A 12,623-nucleotide genomic window follows, 5' to 3' on the forward strand; every position below is an offset into this window, starting at 1 on the left:
ACTAAGTGCCATTTGGCAACCGGGCGCTATGCTCTCCCGTGAGGCGGTCGGGCCTCCACCACGGGCGGCGAAGGGCGGACGGTGACCCTGCGGGAGCGGAAGAAGGCGCTGACGCGCTCGGCGATCGAGGACGCGGCCCTGCGGCTGTTCCAGGAGCGCGGCTACGACGCCACCACGCTGGAGGACGTCTGCGAGTCCGTGCTGGTCTCCCGGCGCACGTTCTTCCGGTACTTCGGCCACAAGGAGGACGTGCTGCTGGCCCGGTTCCGCGACGCGCTCACCGAGGCCGGCACGCATCTGAGGGACCGTCCCGCCGGCGAGGGCCTACGCGCCTCGCTCGCGGCGCAGTTCGACCGCGCCGCCGAGATCTACGACGCCGCGCCGGAACGCGAGCTGATCAGGATCCGGCTGCTCAGCACCACGCCGTCACTGGCGGGCGGCTACCTGCGGGTGCTCACCGGTTTCGAGTCAATGGTCCGCGCGTTCGCCGCCGAGCGCACCGGCGAGCCGGCCGACGGCCCCGGCGTGCGCCTGATCGCGGCCGGGGCGATGACCGCCTTCCGGGTCGCCCTGGAGGTGTGGGCCGACGGCGGCGGTACCGAACCGCTCGGCCCGCTGGCCCAGCGGAACCTGGAACGGCTGCTGGGCGACGTGCGCTAGGCCGGGCGCGTCGGTGCCGGCGGGTAGGGTGCGGGGCATGCGCGAACCCGCCTGCGTGGGCGCATTCATCCGCGACGCCGCCAACCGCGTCTACGTGCACCACCGCACCGCCACCCGCAGGCTGCTGCCCGACACCTGGGACATCGTCGGCGGCCACCTGGAGCCGGGGGAGACGCCCGAGCAGGCGCTGGCCCGCGAGATCGAGGAGGAGACCGGCTGGCGGCTGCGCCGCGTCGAGGCGGTCGTCGCCGACTGGGAGTGGTGCCTGGACGGCGTGGTCAGGCGCGAACTCGACTACCTGGTGGAGGTCGACGGCGATCTCACCGCGCCCCGCCTGGAGGAAGGCAGGCACGACGCCGGCGCGTGGGTCGGCCCGGGCGATCTGGACCTGATGATGGCCGGCCGCACCGACGGCGACCGGCGGCTGCGCGACCTGGTGGCCCGCGTGGTGCGCACCCGCCTCACCGAGCGGCTGCGCCTGGAGCCCATCGGCCCCTGCCACGCCGCCGACCTGCACGCGATCCACCGCGACGAGGCCGTCGCCCACTGGCACGCCGGCCGCTGGAGCGCGGAGACCGCCGCCTCCTACGCCGCACGCGCCGCCCGCGCCTGGGAGGCCGACGGCGTGCACAAGTGGATCGCCTACGAGCGCTCCACCGGCGAACTCGTGGGCAGGGGCGGCCTGTCCCTGACCGAGGTCGACGGCGCCCGCCGCCTGGAGGCCGGCTGGACCGTCCGCGACCACCTGCGCGGCCGCGGCTTCGCCACCGAGATCGGCCGCGCCGCCCTGGCCTTCGCCTTCACCGAACTCGGCGCCGAGCAGGTGGTCGCCTTCACCGAGCCGCACAACACCCGCTCCCGCGCGGTGATGGAGCGCCTGGGCATGTCGCGCCCGCGCCCCATCACCCACCGCGGCGAGCCCTTCGTCCTCTACACCGCCGACGCGCCGGGCTCAGGCTCAGGTCGAGGATGACGGTCGCGCGCCGCTTCAGCCCTCGTCCTCCTTCATCGCCTCCAGCAGCTCGTCCAGCCGCCGGTGCCGCTGCTCGACCGCCAGCCGGTAGGTGTCGATCCAGCTGGTCAGCTCCGCCAGAGCGGCCGGATCCAGGTGGCAGGGGCGGCGCTGGCCGTCGCGGCTGCGGGTAATCAGGCCCGCCGCCTCCAGTACCTGGATGTGCCGGGAGACGGCCTGCTTGGTGATCGAGAACGGTTCGGCCAGCTCGTTGACGGTCGCGTCGCCGCGCGACAGCCGGGCGATCAGCGCCCGCCGCACCGGATCGCCCAGCGCGGCGAACGCGCGGTCCAGCCGCTCGTCCTCGCCTTCATCGGCCACGTTGTCTACCCATCCCTTTATCAACCAATGTGTTGACTATAGGCAAGGGGTGGCACAGCGGTCAAGCCCGGCCGGCGGCCGCGGGGGAGCGGTCAGCCGGCGGGGCCGCTGATGCGCACCTCGCGCGCCGCCGCCTCCGGCGCGGCGAAGGCCAGCAGCCGCGCCCCCTCCTCGGCGATCGCCTCGCGCTCGGCCGGGCTCACCCTGAAGAAGAGGTCCACGGTCAGCGCCGCCGGGCCGTCCGGCTCGACGCGCCCCCTCGGGCCGCGGTGCAGGTCGAGGGACCAGCACGCCTGGACGGTGCCGTCGACCAGGACCGTCGGCAGCACCACCGCGCCGACGCAGACCCGGGCGCGCACGGCGTCGGTCATCATCCGGGTGCGGTCGGCGTGGCCGACGACGAGGTTGTCGAACTCCGGCAGGAAGCGCACCGGTGCCGGCACGTCGGGGTCCGGCAGCGCGGCGCCGGGCAGGTCGAACAGCTCGCGGCCGTCCTCGCCGCGGAACACCCGCAGCTCCGGGCGGAGCCGGTCCACGTCGGCGGCCAGCCGGGTCCGCCCCGACCACGCCTGCACGTCGCGGACGCTCGCCGGTCCGAACGCGGCCAGGTAGCGGCGGACCAGCCGCTCGCGTGCGGCGGCGTGCGCCGGATCGGCCGGGTCGGCGGGCAGCTCGGGCACCGGCGCGCCCAGCCACTCCTCGGCCAGCGCGAACGGGGTGGCGCCGCCGGTCCGCCACAGGCCGTTGGGCGGCGGATGAACGAGCGCGAGCATCGCCTGGGCCGACCAGCCCAGCGCGGTGGGCGGGAGCCCGGGGCGGCGCTCGGCCAGCAGCCGGCCCAGCTGCTGGCGGGTGAGGGTGCGCCCGGCCAGCAGCCCGCGGGCCTCCTCGGCCAGCTCCGCCAGGTCCAGGCCCCGGGTGGCGCGGCCGAAGGCCGCCTGCCGGCCGCGCCGCAGCACCGGGCTCACCAGCGGCCGCATCCACCGGTAGTCCTCGGCGGTGACCAGGTGCTGGGTGCCGCGCAGCAGCGAGGAGCGCACCACGCTCCGGTCGTGGCGCAGCGCGCTGAGCGCGTCGGTCTCGAAGTCCTCCAGCCGGGTCCATAGCCCGATGTAGGGGGCGTCGGCCTCCTGGCCCTGGAGTCCGGCCAGGTGCTCGACGGCGGCGTGCGCCGGCAGCGCGGCCCGCCGCAGCAGCAGCTGCCGCTCCAGCACGGCGCGGTTCAGCGCCCGGCGGGTCAGTACCTGCGGACGCGCGGACCGGGTCAGGACGGGGGTGCTCTGGCTCATGCCGCCAGACTGGCAGCCATCACGGAACGTTCCGTTCCGCGATGGCTGCCAGAATCGGGAGCATGCTGGAGACCTCGGCCCGACTGCTGCGCCTGCTGTCGCTGCTGCAGGCGCGCCGCGACTGGCCAGGGCCCGAGCTGGCCGAGCGCCTGGGCGTCAGCGCGCGCACCATCCGCAAGGACGTCGAGAAGCTGCGCGCGCTGGGCTACCCGGTGCACGCCGTGTCCGGCGCGGGCGGCGGCTACCGGCTGGGCGCGGGCGCGGAGCTGCCGCCGCTGCTGCTGGACGACGAGGAGGCCGTCGCGGTCGCCGTGGGCCTGCGCACCGCCGCGGGCGGCACCGTCGCCGGTATCGAGGAGACCTCGGTGCGCGCCCTGGCCAAACTCGAGCAGGTGCTGCCCGAGCGGCTGCGCCGCCGCGTCAACGCGGTGCAGACCCACCTGCTGCCGGTGCCGCTGGGAGGCCCGGTCGTGGACGCCGCGGCGCTGACCCGCATCGCGTCCGCGGCCCGCGACCGGCACCGGCTGCGCTTCGACTACCGCGATCATGAGGGCGCGGTGCGCACCCGCGATGTCGAGCCCTACCGGCTGGTCAGCCACGGACGGCGCTGGTACCTGGTCGGCTACGACACCGGCCGCGCCGACTGGCGCACCTTCCGGGTCGACCGCATCGAGCTGCGCAGCCCCGACGGCCCTCGCTTCACCCCGCGCGAGCCGCCCGATCCCGACATCGCCGGATACGTCGCCCGCGGCGTGGACGCCGCCCCGATGCGGTACCGTGCCGCCGTAACCGTGCACGCCTCGGCCGAGCAGCTGCGCCCCTGGCTGTCGGCGGCGGTGCAGGTGGAGGCCGTCGACGAGCGGACCTGCCTGGTGCACGCCGGAGCCGAGTCGCCCCGGCTGCTCGCCGCCTACCTCGCCATGCTCGACCTGGACTTCGAGGTCGACGGCCCGCCCGAACTGCTCGACGCGATGGCGGTGATCGAGCGGCGGCTGCGCCGCGCCGCCCGGAGGGAGACCTGAGCATGCGCTACTCCGACTGGGGCGAGCGCGCGCCCCGCTGGGCCGGCATCCGCAGCGAGTCGCTGCACATCGACGGCGCCGACGTGCACATGCTCACCGCCGACGCCGCCCCCGAGGCGCCGGCCGGCGCCCCCGTCCACCTGCTGGTGCACCCGATGGCGGGCAGCGCCACCAACTGGCTGGACGCGATCAGGCCGCTGACGGCGCACGGCCGGGTGATCGCGCCCGACCTGCCGGGCACCATCGCCGGGCACACCCGCGCCGCCCGCGGCGACGCCCCGCGCGCCGGATCCAACGCGCTGTTCCTGCGCGCCTTCACCGACGCGCTCGGCCTGGACCGCGTCGTCGTGCACGGCTGGTCCATGGGCGGCCTGGTCGCGCTGCTCTTCGCCGACCTGGTCCCGGCGCGCGTGGACGGACTGGTGCTGGTGGCGCCCGCGCTGCCGCAGCCGGTGCCCCCGGCGGACGAGCGGTTCTGGAACACGGCCGGGCGGGTGCTGATCGCCGCGGGCCCGCCGCTGGCCCGCGGCCTGCTCCGCGTCACCGGCAGACGCCTGCTCGACCTCAAGCGCGACTGGTACGCCGGCCCCGAGGGCCGGGCGCCTGGCGGGCTCGACCTGCTGGGCGGCGACCCCTCGCGCCGCTCGCCCGAGACCGCCGCGCTGTGGAGCGACGAACTGGCGGGCATGAGCCCCCGCCGCCTGGGCGACGGCGTCTCGGCGCTCGCGTCGGCCATGTCGGCCATGTACGTCAACCGGGCGCCGGTGCACGCCGTGATCGGCCGGCTGGCCGCGCCCACCCTGCTGCTGTGGGGCGACGGCGACCCGCTGATCGAGCGCCCGCTCATCGACGACCTCACCGCTCGCCGCCCCGACTGGGACCTGCGCGTCTTCGCCTCCGTCGGCCACCTCCTGCCGCTGGAGGTCCCCGACGACTACGCCGGGGCCGTCGCCGGCTGGCTCGCCGACCGCACGCGGGCGGTGTGACGCCCGCTCAGCCCGCCTGCGCCGCGACCAAGCCGCCCAGGACGCCGATCCCCTCCCGGATCTGGCGCGTGGTCACATTGCCGAAGCCGATGACCAGGGCGGCCGGAAGGGGTTCGCGGACCGCCTCGTCGTCGGCGGTGACCCGGTAGTCGCCGAGTCCGCGCACGGCGATGCCCGCGTCGCGTGCGTGCGCGACGACCCGCTCCTCGTCCACCCCGGCCGGCAGCCGGAGCAGAGCGTGGTGACCGGCGTCGAGGCCGGTGATGGTCGCGCCCGGCACCTTCTCCGCCACGGCCGCGACGAGGGCGTCGCGGCGCCGGCGGTAGCCGTCCCGGACCTTGCGGAGGTGCCGGTCGAAGCGGCCGGACTCGATGAGCCGCGCCAGTGCCGCCTGGTCGAGCTGGGGGACGCCGCGGCAGGAGAGGTACTTCTCGGTCAGGACGCCGTCGCGGAAGCGTGGCGGGGTGAAGACCCAGCCGATGCGGAGGGCGGGCGCCAGGGTCTTGCTGACCGAGCCCAGGGCCACCACGCGGTCGGGCGCGAGGCCCTGGAGCGAGCCGACCGGCTGCCGGTCGTAGCGGAACTCGGCGTCGTAGTCGTCCTCGAGGATCACCCCGTCGACCTCGTGCGCCCACTCCACCAGCTCGCGGCGGCGGGCCGGACTCAGCACCGCCCCGGTCGGGCACTGGTGGGCGGGCGTCAGCAGCACGGCGCGGGCGCCGCCGGCGCGCAGGCGGTCGACCCGGATCCCTTCTGAGTCGACGGGGACGGCCGACACCCGCAGGCCGGCCCGCCGCGCGATGCGGTCGTGGTCACGCGGGCCCGGGTCCTCAAGCCCGATCCGGTCGACGCCGTGCGCGGCGAGGGCGCCGAGGACGAAGGCCAGGCCCTGCCGGAACCCGCCCACGACGACCGTGTCCGCGGGGCCGGCGCAGCCGGCCCGCACCCGCCGGTGGTAGCCGGCGAGCACCGCGCGCAGCCGCGCGTCGCCCTCGGCGGTGCCGTCGCCGAAGTCAGCGGTCGGCATCGTCTTGACGGCGTCGCCCAGCGCCCACAGCCAGTCGCGGGTGCAGAAGGCGCGCAGGTCGGGGACGCCGTAGCCGAAGTCGATGTCCGGCGCCGGGTCCGGGCGCGCGGGGTCCGCCTCGGCGGCGCCGGACGGGGCGGAACCGCCGGAGCCGGTCACCCCGTCGGCGACCCGGGTGCCCGACCCGACGGCGGAGACGACATAGCCCTCGGCCAGCAGCTGCTCGTACACCGAGACCACCAGGCCCCGGGACACACCCAACTGGTCCGCCAGCTGCCGGGTCGAGGGCAGCCGCTCGCCGGAGCGCAGCCTCCCGGACCGGATCGCGCCGCGCAGCGCCTCCTGGACCTGGTGCCCCAGCGGCACGCCGGCGGAGCGGTCCACCGCCAGCGCGAGTTCGGGCACCACCCCGGAGAAGTCGACGGTCACGCGGCGATCCTAGGGCACTGAGCCGCCGAATGGACCACTCCGATGGCGGTCGGATGGACCTTCGCATCGGACCGGTTCCGGGCGAGGCTGGCAGACATCCATCACGACGGACCATGGAGGCCGAGGACATGAGCATCGGGATCACACTGGCGCTGCTGGCGGCGGTCGGCTACGGCGCGGCGGACTTCGTCGGCGGCGCGGGCGCCCGCCGGGCACCGACCATGTCCATCGTCTTCATCGGCCAGCTGACCGGCGCCGCGGCGATGGTGATCGTCGGGCTCGCCTCGCCCGGCACGCCGACCCCGGCTGACTTCGGGTGGGCGCTGCTCGCGGGACTCGGCAGCGCGGCCGGAAGCATCTTCCTGCTCCGGGGGCTGTCCCGGGGCCGGATGGCGCTGGTCGCTCCCACCTCGGCGGTCAGTGCCGCCGTCCTGCCGGTCCTGGCCGGGCTCGCCGGCGGCGAGCGGCCGGTCGCCCTGGTCTGGATCGGCCTGGTCCTCGCGCTGCCGGGGATCTGGCTGGTCTCGCGCCAGGTTCCGGACGGCGCCGGGCCCTCGTCCGGAGGCCGCGGCGCCTTCACCGACGGCCTGCTGGGCGGCCTCGGGTTCGGCGTGCTCTTCGTGGCCCTCGGCCAGATCCCCGAGTCGGCCGGTACTCTGCCCCTGGCCGTCAACCAGCTCACCGGTGCACTCGTCACCATCGCCGTCGCGACGGTGCTGCGACAGACCTGGCGGCCCGGCAGGGGCGCCGCGGGCTGGGGGATCACATCAGGGCTGCTCGGCGCGTCCGGCAGCCTCGCGTTCGTCGAGGCCGGCCACCTCGCCGATCTCGGCGTGGTCGCCGTGCTCGCCTCGCTCTACCCGGCCGTCACCGTGCTACTGGCCCGGACCCTGCTCGGTGAGCGCCTCGGCGCCGGGCAGCATCTCGGCCTGGTGTGCTGCTCGGCGGCCGTCGGGCTGATCGCTGCCGGCTGACCGCCCCCTGACGGATCCCACCACCCACCCGAAGGAAACCCTCATGTACGACACCGGGCCCCAGACCGCGGACGGCAAGGTCCTCTGGCACTTCGGCATGTCGCTGGACGGCTACATCGCCGGCCCGGGGCACGCCATGGACTGGATGGCCGGCTTCGCCAACCGGCCCGGCCTGATCGAGGAGTACGTCGAGACCACCGGGGCCGTGCTCGCCGGACGCGACAGCTTCGACAGCGCGATCGGCGACGCGCGTCCCTACGGCGGCTCGTGGCAGGGCGCCGTCTTCGTGCTCACCCACCACCCCGAGGACGCGCGGCCGGCCGAGGGCATCACCATCCTCAGCTGCCCCGTCGAGGAGGCGGTGGCCATCGCCCTGGCGGCCGCCGCCGGCAAGAACGTCGAGGTGTTCTCGGCGGACATCGGCCGCCAAAGGAGCCACCCATGCTGACGCAGGTCGCGGAAGGTGTGCTGGTACATCAGAGCGAGTTGCTGCGGAACAACGCCGTTGTCGTGCAGAGCCCGGCCGGCGTGCTGCTGGTCGACCCCCGGCTGACGGGCGGCGAGATGACCTGCCTCGCGAACGACATCCGCGAGCTGGGCCGGCCCGTCGTGGCGGGCTTCGCGACGCATCCCGACTGGGACCACGTGCTCTGGCATGCCGACTTCGGCGCAGCGCCCCGCTACGGCACGGTCCGCTGCGCGGATCTCATGCGGGATCTGCGGTCGAAGGCGGACTGGCGGGCCCGCGCCGCCGGGGGCCTGCCGCCGGAGATCGCCGACGAGGTGCCGCTGGACCTGTTCGGCCTCATCACCGGTCTGCCCGCCGGAACCGCGCGGATTCCCTGGGACGGCCCGCACGTCCGGATCATCGAGCATCCGGCGCACGCACCGGGCCATGCGGCGCTGCTGATCGAGGAGCGCGGGGTCCTCGTCGCCGGCGACACGCTCTCGGATGTGTTCATTCCGATGCTCGACGACTTCACGGGCACCAACGACCCGGTCGAGGAGTACCTGGTCGGGCTGCGGCTGCTGGAGAGCGTGGCCGGCGGCGTCGATGCCGTCGTCCCCGGCCACGGGTCCGTCGGCGTGGCCGATCAGGTGCGCGCACGGATTCGACAGGACCGCGCCTACGTGCACGCCCTGCGTGACGGCCGTGTTCCCGACGACCCGCGCATCGGACCGTCGGCCAGGCCCGGCTGGGAATGGGTGAGCGACATCCACGAAGGGCAGGCCCGGAGCCTCGCCGAAAGGAACGGACGCGACACGACGTCCGGCTAGCACACCCGCCCGGGCACGCCACGCGGACCAACCGCCGTCAGCACCCGCCCGGCGGCTCCGGCCGGTGCCGCCGCCCTTCGGGGGTGAAGGCGAAGGTGGCGGCGAACGGCCCGGAGCCGGTCCGGGCGGCCAGCAGGGCGGGCTCGTCGTAGGGCGGCGGCCAGACCGCCCCGGCGCCGCGCTCGGAACCGTTCCACAGGTGGAAGGCGACCAGCGGGTCCTCCCGCCGCCCGGTCAGGTAGCACAGGGTCTTGCCGTAGCGCGGATTGGCGCCGCCGCACCGCAGCGACGGCGGACCGAAGGCGGTCAGCACATCACCGAGCACCCGGTCCCGCGTCGTCCATTCCCGCAGCCCCGCCCGCATCGACGCGTACTCGGCCGGGCCGAGCACCCGGTCGGGCCGCAGCCACCTCTGCGCCTGGGCGAACTCCGCGTACAGCGACGCCGCCGCACAGTCCATGGAGTCTCCCGGCAGCAGCCGCCCGAACCCGCCCGTCGCCCGGCACGTGTTGAAGGCTCCCCGCCAGGTCTGCTCCGCCTCCCAGTCCTCCCAGGCGCCGTCGCGCCCTTCGACGAACAGCAGATGTCTCGTCAGCATCGTCAGCTCGACCTCACCGCCGAACATGCCCGGCCGGCGCAGCGCACTGTTCAGCAGCGCGACGAAGTACGCGTGAATCTCAGCCGCCGAGCGCGGCACGGGGGAGGAGTCCGGCACCGGTCCATGCTGCCACGCGACCCGGCGGCGGGCCGGGGCGCAGTGCGTCCCAGCCCGCCGCCACGGGCCTACTCCCAGAAGACGCGTTCCTCGGTGATCGGGTAGCCGGCGCGGGTGAAGGCGGCGGCCATGGCGGGGTTGGTGCGGTCGGTTTCGGCGATGATGCGGTCGGCGCCGCGTTCGACCAGTTGGTGGGTGGTCTCCACCAGGAGGTCGTAGCCGTAGCCGTGGCCGCGTTGGGTGGCGACGACGCCGATGAAACCGACCACGGGGCCGGTGTGGTTGCGGCTGGGCAGGGCCAGGCCGACGAGTTCGCCGCCGGGGGTGTGGGCGGTTCGCCACCAGCTGCGGGGGGCGGGGTACCGCTTGAGGACGGCCAGGTCCTCGTGGACGGCGGCCTCGGGGCCCAGTCTGGCGATGTCGCGCAGGGTGTGGGCGTCGTGGGTGCCCTCGTGGATGGCGCGCAGGATGGGCAGCATGCCCTCGTCGTCGGGCGCGGGGCGGAACTCCAGGCGGCCGGGGCGCTCGGGGAGGCCCTGGTCGGGGGTCCAGGTGTAGCGGAGCCGTTCGACGAACGGGGTCATGCCGGCCAGGCGGGCCGCGGCCAGGCGGTGTTCGGCGGCGGCGCGGACCTCGGGGCGCTCGCGCCAGGCGGGTGGCAGCACCAGGCAGTAGTCGGCGCTGATCTTCGCGGTGCGCAGCAGCTGCGCGCCGGTGTCGGCGGGCTCGCCTTCGGCGATGTCGAACCAGTCGAGGGTGCGCGGTTCGGTGTCGTCGGGGCCGGCCCACCAGGCGGCGCGGGCGACGACGCGGTCGCCGCGCAGCGCGACCCAGGTCCACTCGGGGCGGTACTGGCGGGCGGCCAGGGTGGCGCGGAAGTCGCGCCCCGCGTAGGCCATGCCGAGGAGCCCGGGGTCGGGCAGGGACAGGAACAGGTGCTCCTCGCCCGCGCGCAGCGGGCGGATGACCGGATGGGTCACGGTGGATCCTTACGGGAGGTGCGCCCCCGTCAGGCCGACGCCTGAGCCGGGCGGGAGCGCGGAGTGGCCGTACTGCGGGACATCGCGCTCACCTCCTCGGTCGCTCTGGCGCGTCGCGGACAGTGAAGCACACCGCGACCCGCCGCGTCGAATCGGATTCCGGTAGTCGGCCCAGGTCAGCGCCGGGACACCGGTGCCCACAGGCGGGCGGTGGACGCCCGGCGGCCCCAGGCGACCACGGCGCTGAGCACCAGCAGCACCAGCGGGGTGGCGGCGCCGCCGCCCACCACGACCAGCTGCACCGCGGTCGCGCCGGCCATCAGCGCGACGAAGGCGAGGGCGGCCGCGCCGGCCAGCCGGGGCACCAGCAGCCCGGCGGCGCCGATCACCTCAAGGCCGCCGACGAGGTACTGGAACCACTCGCCGAAGCCGAGGGCGTCGAAGGTGGCGGCGATCATCGGGGCGTCGGAGAACTTGCCCAGCGCCGAGACCAGGAAGAAGGCCGCGGCGCCGATCTGCAGCACCCACAGTGCGGCGCCCGCGGCGCGGTCGCGGGCGCGCGGGGCGCGCCGTTCGGCGGTGGCGGTCATGGCGTCTCCTCGCGGACGAACGGACTCATAACGCTGTTATATAACGGCGTTATGGGATACTTGTCAACGTGAGCCCACGCCCCGCCGACCCGGCCGTCCGCTCGGAACTCGTCGACACCGCCGCGCGGCTGCTGGCCGAGGAGGGCCGCAAGGGCTTCACCGTCCGCAGGCTGGCCGCCGAGGTCGGCGTCTCGACCATGGCCGTCTACACCCATTTCGGCAGCATGGAGGAGGTGCGCCAGGCCGTGCGGCGCGAGGGCTTCGCCCGGCTCGGCGAGCGGCTGGACGCCGTGCGGCCCACTGACGACCCGGTCGCCGACCTCGCCGCCAGCGGCGTCGCCTACATCACCACCGGGCTGGACCACCCGCAGCTGTACCGCGAGATGTTCCCCGACCGCCCCATCGGCCAGCGCGCCACCGGCCTCGACGGCGGCGCGGGCGCGGCCGCGGGCGGCGACGAGGCCTTCGGCCGGCTGGTCGGCGGCGTGCGCCGCTGCGTCGACGCCGGCCGCTTCGAGGACGTCGGCGAGCTGGGCGCCCGGGGCTGGGCCGTCCAGCTGTGGACGATGTGGCATGGCATGGTCAGCCTCGCCGTCGCCGGGCTGATGCCGGTCGAGCACGTGTCGCTGCACTACACGGACATGTCATGGCGGCTGTTCGTGGGCTACGGCGACGACCGCGTATCCGCCCGCGCCTCCTTGCAGGAGGCGCTGTTCTAGGGGGACGCCCGATCCCGGTCCCTCGACGCACGCGGAAGGGACCGGGACCCCGGCAGCCGCGGCCGCTATCCCCCCGCCTCGCGCCCGGACGGGCACAGCGTGTTGAAGCCGCGCTGGAAGTACACGGCCGGGCGGCCGGCCGCGGCGAGGTGCACTTCGCCGACCTCGCCGACCATGATGACGTGGTCGCCGGCGCTGTGGCGGCTGCGCGCCGCGCACTCCACCACGGCCGGCGCCCCGTCGAGCACGGTGCCGCCGCCGGGGGTGCGCACGAAGCCGCCTGGGCCGAACTTGTCGGCGCTCTTGCTGGCGAAGCGCCGCGCCACCTCGACATGGGCCTCGCCCAGGATGCTGATGGCGAAGTGCTCGGCCCGCTCGAACACCGGGTAGCAGGCGGCGCTGGTGGCCAGGCAGACCAGCACCAGCGCCGGGTCCGCCGACACCGAGCAGAAGGAGCTGGCGGTGAAGCCGTGCGGGACGCCGTCCTCGTCGCGGGTGGTCACGATGGCCACGCCGCTGGGGAAGCGCGCCATGGCGTCGCGGAAGGCCGCCGGGTCCAGCCCGGGGCGCCGCGCGCCGCTGATGGTGGAGTCGGTGGGGATCACGGTGCCCTCTCCGCCT

Annotated in this window: 15 protein-coding genes; 8 read left to right on the forward strand and 7 right to left on the reverse strand. The window is 75.2% G+C overall.

The genetic code is table 11. The annotated features are described in order from the left end of the window. Nucleotides 1-81 precede the first annotated feature (81 nt). Together CLV72_RS16730 and CLV72_RS33305 are read left to right on the forward strand one after the other, a co-directional pair. Nucleotides 82-660 (forward strand): TetR family transcriptional regulator, encoded by a 579-nt coding sequence (locus CLV72_RS16730; protein ID WP_106246836.1) that lies wholly within the window; start codon nt 82-84, stop codon nt 658-660. A gap of 37 nt (nt 661-697) precedes the next feature. Further along, on the forward strand, nt 698-1,633 hold the full coding sequence (locus CLV72_RS33305) for a GNAT family N-acetyltransferase (RefSeq protein WP_106246839.1): 936 nt from the start codon (nt 698-700) through the stop codon (nt 1,631-1,633). A gap of 15 nt (nt 1,634-1,648) precedes the next feature. Here CLV72_RS33305 and CLV72_RS16740 read toward each other — a convergent pair whose 3' ends face one another. Beyond that, a complete protein-coding gene (locus CLV72_RS16740; protein ID WP_106246842.1) occupies nt 1,649-1,993 on the reverse strand; it encodes an ArsR/SmtB family transcription factor in 345 nt (114 codons plus the stop codon). Nucleotides 1,994-2,085: 92 nt separating this feature from the next. Next, a complete protein-coding gene (locus CLV72_RS16745) occupies nt 2,086-3,282 on the reverse strand; it encodes a winged helix DNA-binding domain-containing protein (protein ID WP_106246844.1) in 1,197 nt (398 codons plus the stop codon). A 62-nt stretch (nt 3,283-3,344) separates the two neighbouring features. On the opposite strand from CLV72_RS16745, the gene CLV72_RS16750 reads away from it, so the two are divergent. Beyond that, on the forward strand, nt 3,345-4,304 hold the full coding sequence (locus tag CLV72_RS16750; RefSeq protein ID WP_106246846.1) for a helix-turn-helix transcriptional regulator: 960 nt from the start codon (nt 3,345-3,347) through the stop codon (nt 4,302-4,304). A gap of 2 nt (nt 4,305-4,306) precedes the next feature. Further along, the gene (locus CLV72_RS16755) at nt 4,307-5,290 is read left to right on the forward strand and encodes an alpha/beta fold hydrolase (protein WP_106246848.1); all 984 of its coding nucleotides are present in this window, start codon (nt 4,307-4,309) and stop codon (nt 5,288-5,290) included. A 7-nt stretch (nt 5,291-5,297) separates the two neighbouring features. Here CLV72_RS16755 and pdxR read toward each other — a convergent pair whose 3' ends face one another. Beyond that, nucleotides 5,298-6,746: a MocR-like pyridoxine biosynthesis transcription factor PdxR gene (pdxR, locus tag CLV72_RS16760; protein WP_106246850.1), complete on the reverse strand. Its 1,449-nt coding sequence runs from the start codon at nt 6,744-6,746 to the stop codon at nt 5,298-5,300. 128 nt (nt 6,747-6,874) lie between these two features. On the opposite strand from pdxR, the gene CLV72_RS16765 reads away from it, so the two are divergent. From CLV72_RS16765 to CLV72_RS16775, 3 genes are read left to right on the forward strand one after another with little or no spacing between them, the layout of a single operon-like run. After that, nucleotides 6,875-7,720 (forward strand): DMT family transporter, encoded by an 846-nt coding sequence (locus tag CLV72_RS16765; RefSeq protein WP_211302889.1) that lies wholly within the window; start codon nt 6,875-6,877, stop codon nt 7,718-7,720. Between the two features lie 43 nt (nt 7,721-7,763). Then, nucleotides 7,764-8,168 carry a dihydrofolate reductase family protein gene (locus tag CLV72_RS16770; protein WP_211302890.1) on the forward strand — a complete coding sequence of 135 codons (405 nt, stop codon included), beginning with the start codon at nt 7,764-7,766 and terminating at the stop codon, nt 8,166-8,168. Continuing rightward, nucleotides 8,162-8,998, forward strand: a complete 837-nt coding sequence (locus tag CLV72_RS16775) for an MBL fold metallo-hydrolase (protein WP_106246853.1) — start codon at nt 8,162-8,164, stop codon at nt 8,996-8,998. Before CLV72_RS16770 ends, CLV72_RS16775 begins: the two co-directional genes overlap by 7 nt. Nucleotides 8,999-9,035: 37 nt before the next feature. On the opposite strand, the gene CLV72_RS16780 is transcribed toward CLV72_RS16775, so the two are convergent. The 3 genes from CLV72_RS16780 to CLV72_RS16790 form a co-directional block, all read right to left on the reverse strand. Further along, a complete protein-coding gene (locus CLV72_RS16780) occupies nt 9,036-9,713 on the reverse strand; it encodes a hypothetical protein (RefSeq protein WP_211302891.1) in 678 nt (225 codons plus the stop codon). Nucleotides 9,714-9,781: 68 nt separating this feature from the next. Continuing rightward, nucleotides 9,782-10,693: a GNAT family N-acetyltransferase gene (locus CLV72_RS16785; RefSeq protein ID WP_106246855.1), complete on the reverse strand. Its 912-nt coding sequence runs from the start codon at nt 10,691-10,693 to the stop codon at nt 9,782-9,784. Between the two features lie 176 nt (nt 10,694-10,869). Next, nucleotides 10,870-11,283 (reverse strand): DoxX family protein, encoded by a 414-nt coding sequence (locus CLV72_RS16790; protein WP_106246858.1) that lies wholly within the window; start codon nt 11,281-11,283, stop codon nt 10,870-10,872. A gap of 68 nt (nt 11,284-11,351) precedes the next feature. Here CLV72_RS16790 and CLV72_RS16795 point away from each other — a divergent pair, with 68 nt between their 5' ends. Continuing rightward, nucleotides 11,352-12,002 carry a TetR/AcrR family transcriptional regulator gene (locus CLV72_RS16795; RefSeq protein WP_106246860.1) on the forward strand — a complete coding sequence of 217 codons (651 nt, stop codon included), beginning with the start codon at nt 11,352-11,354 and terminating at the stop codon, nt 12,000-12,002. 65 nt (nt 12,003-12,067) lie between these two features. On the opposite strand, the gene CLV72_RS16800 is transcribed toward CLV72_RS16795, so the two are convergent. Next, a complete protein-coding gene (locus CLV72_RS16800) occupies nt 12,068-12,607 on the reverse strand; it encodes a flavin reductase family protein (protein WP_281262425.1) in 540 nt (179 codons plus the stop codon). Between the last annotated feature and the right edge of the window lie 16 nt (nt 12,608-12,623).

The sequence above is a fragment of the Allonocardiopsis opalescens genome, assembly GCF_003002095.1.
Taxonomy (GTDB): domain Bacteria; phylum Actinomycetota; class Actinomycetes; order Streptosporangiales; family Streptosporangiaceae; genus Allonocardiopsis; species Allonocardiopsis opalescens.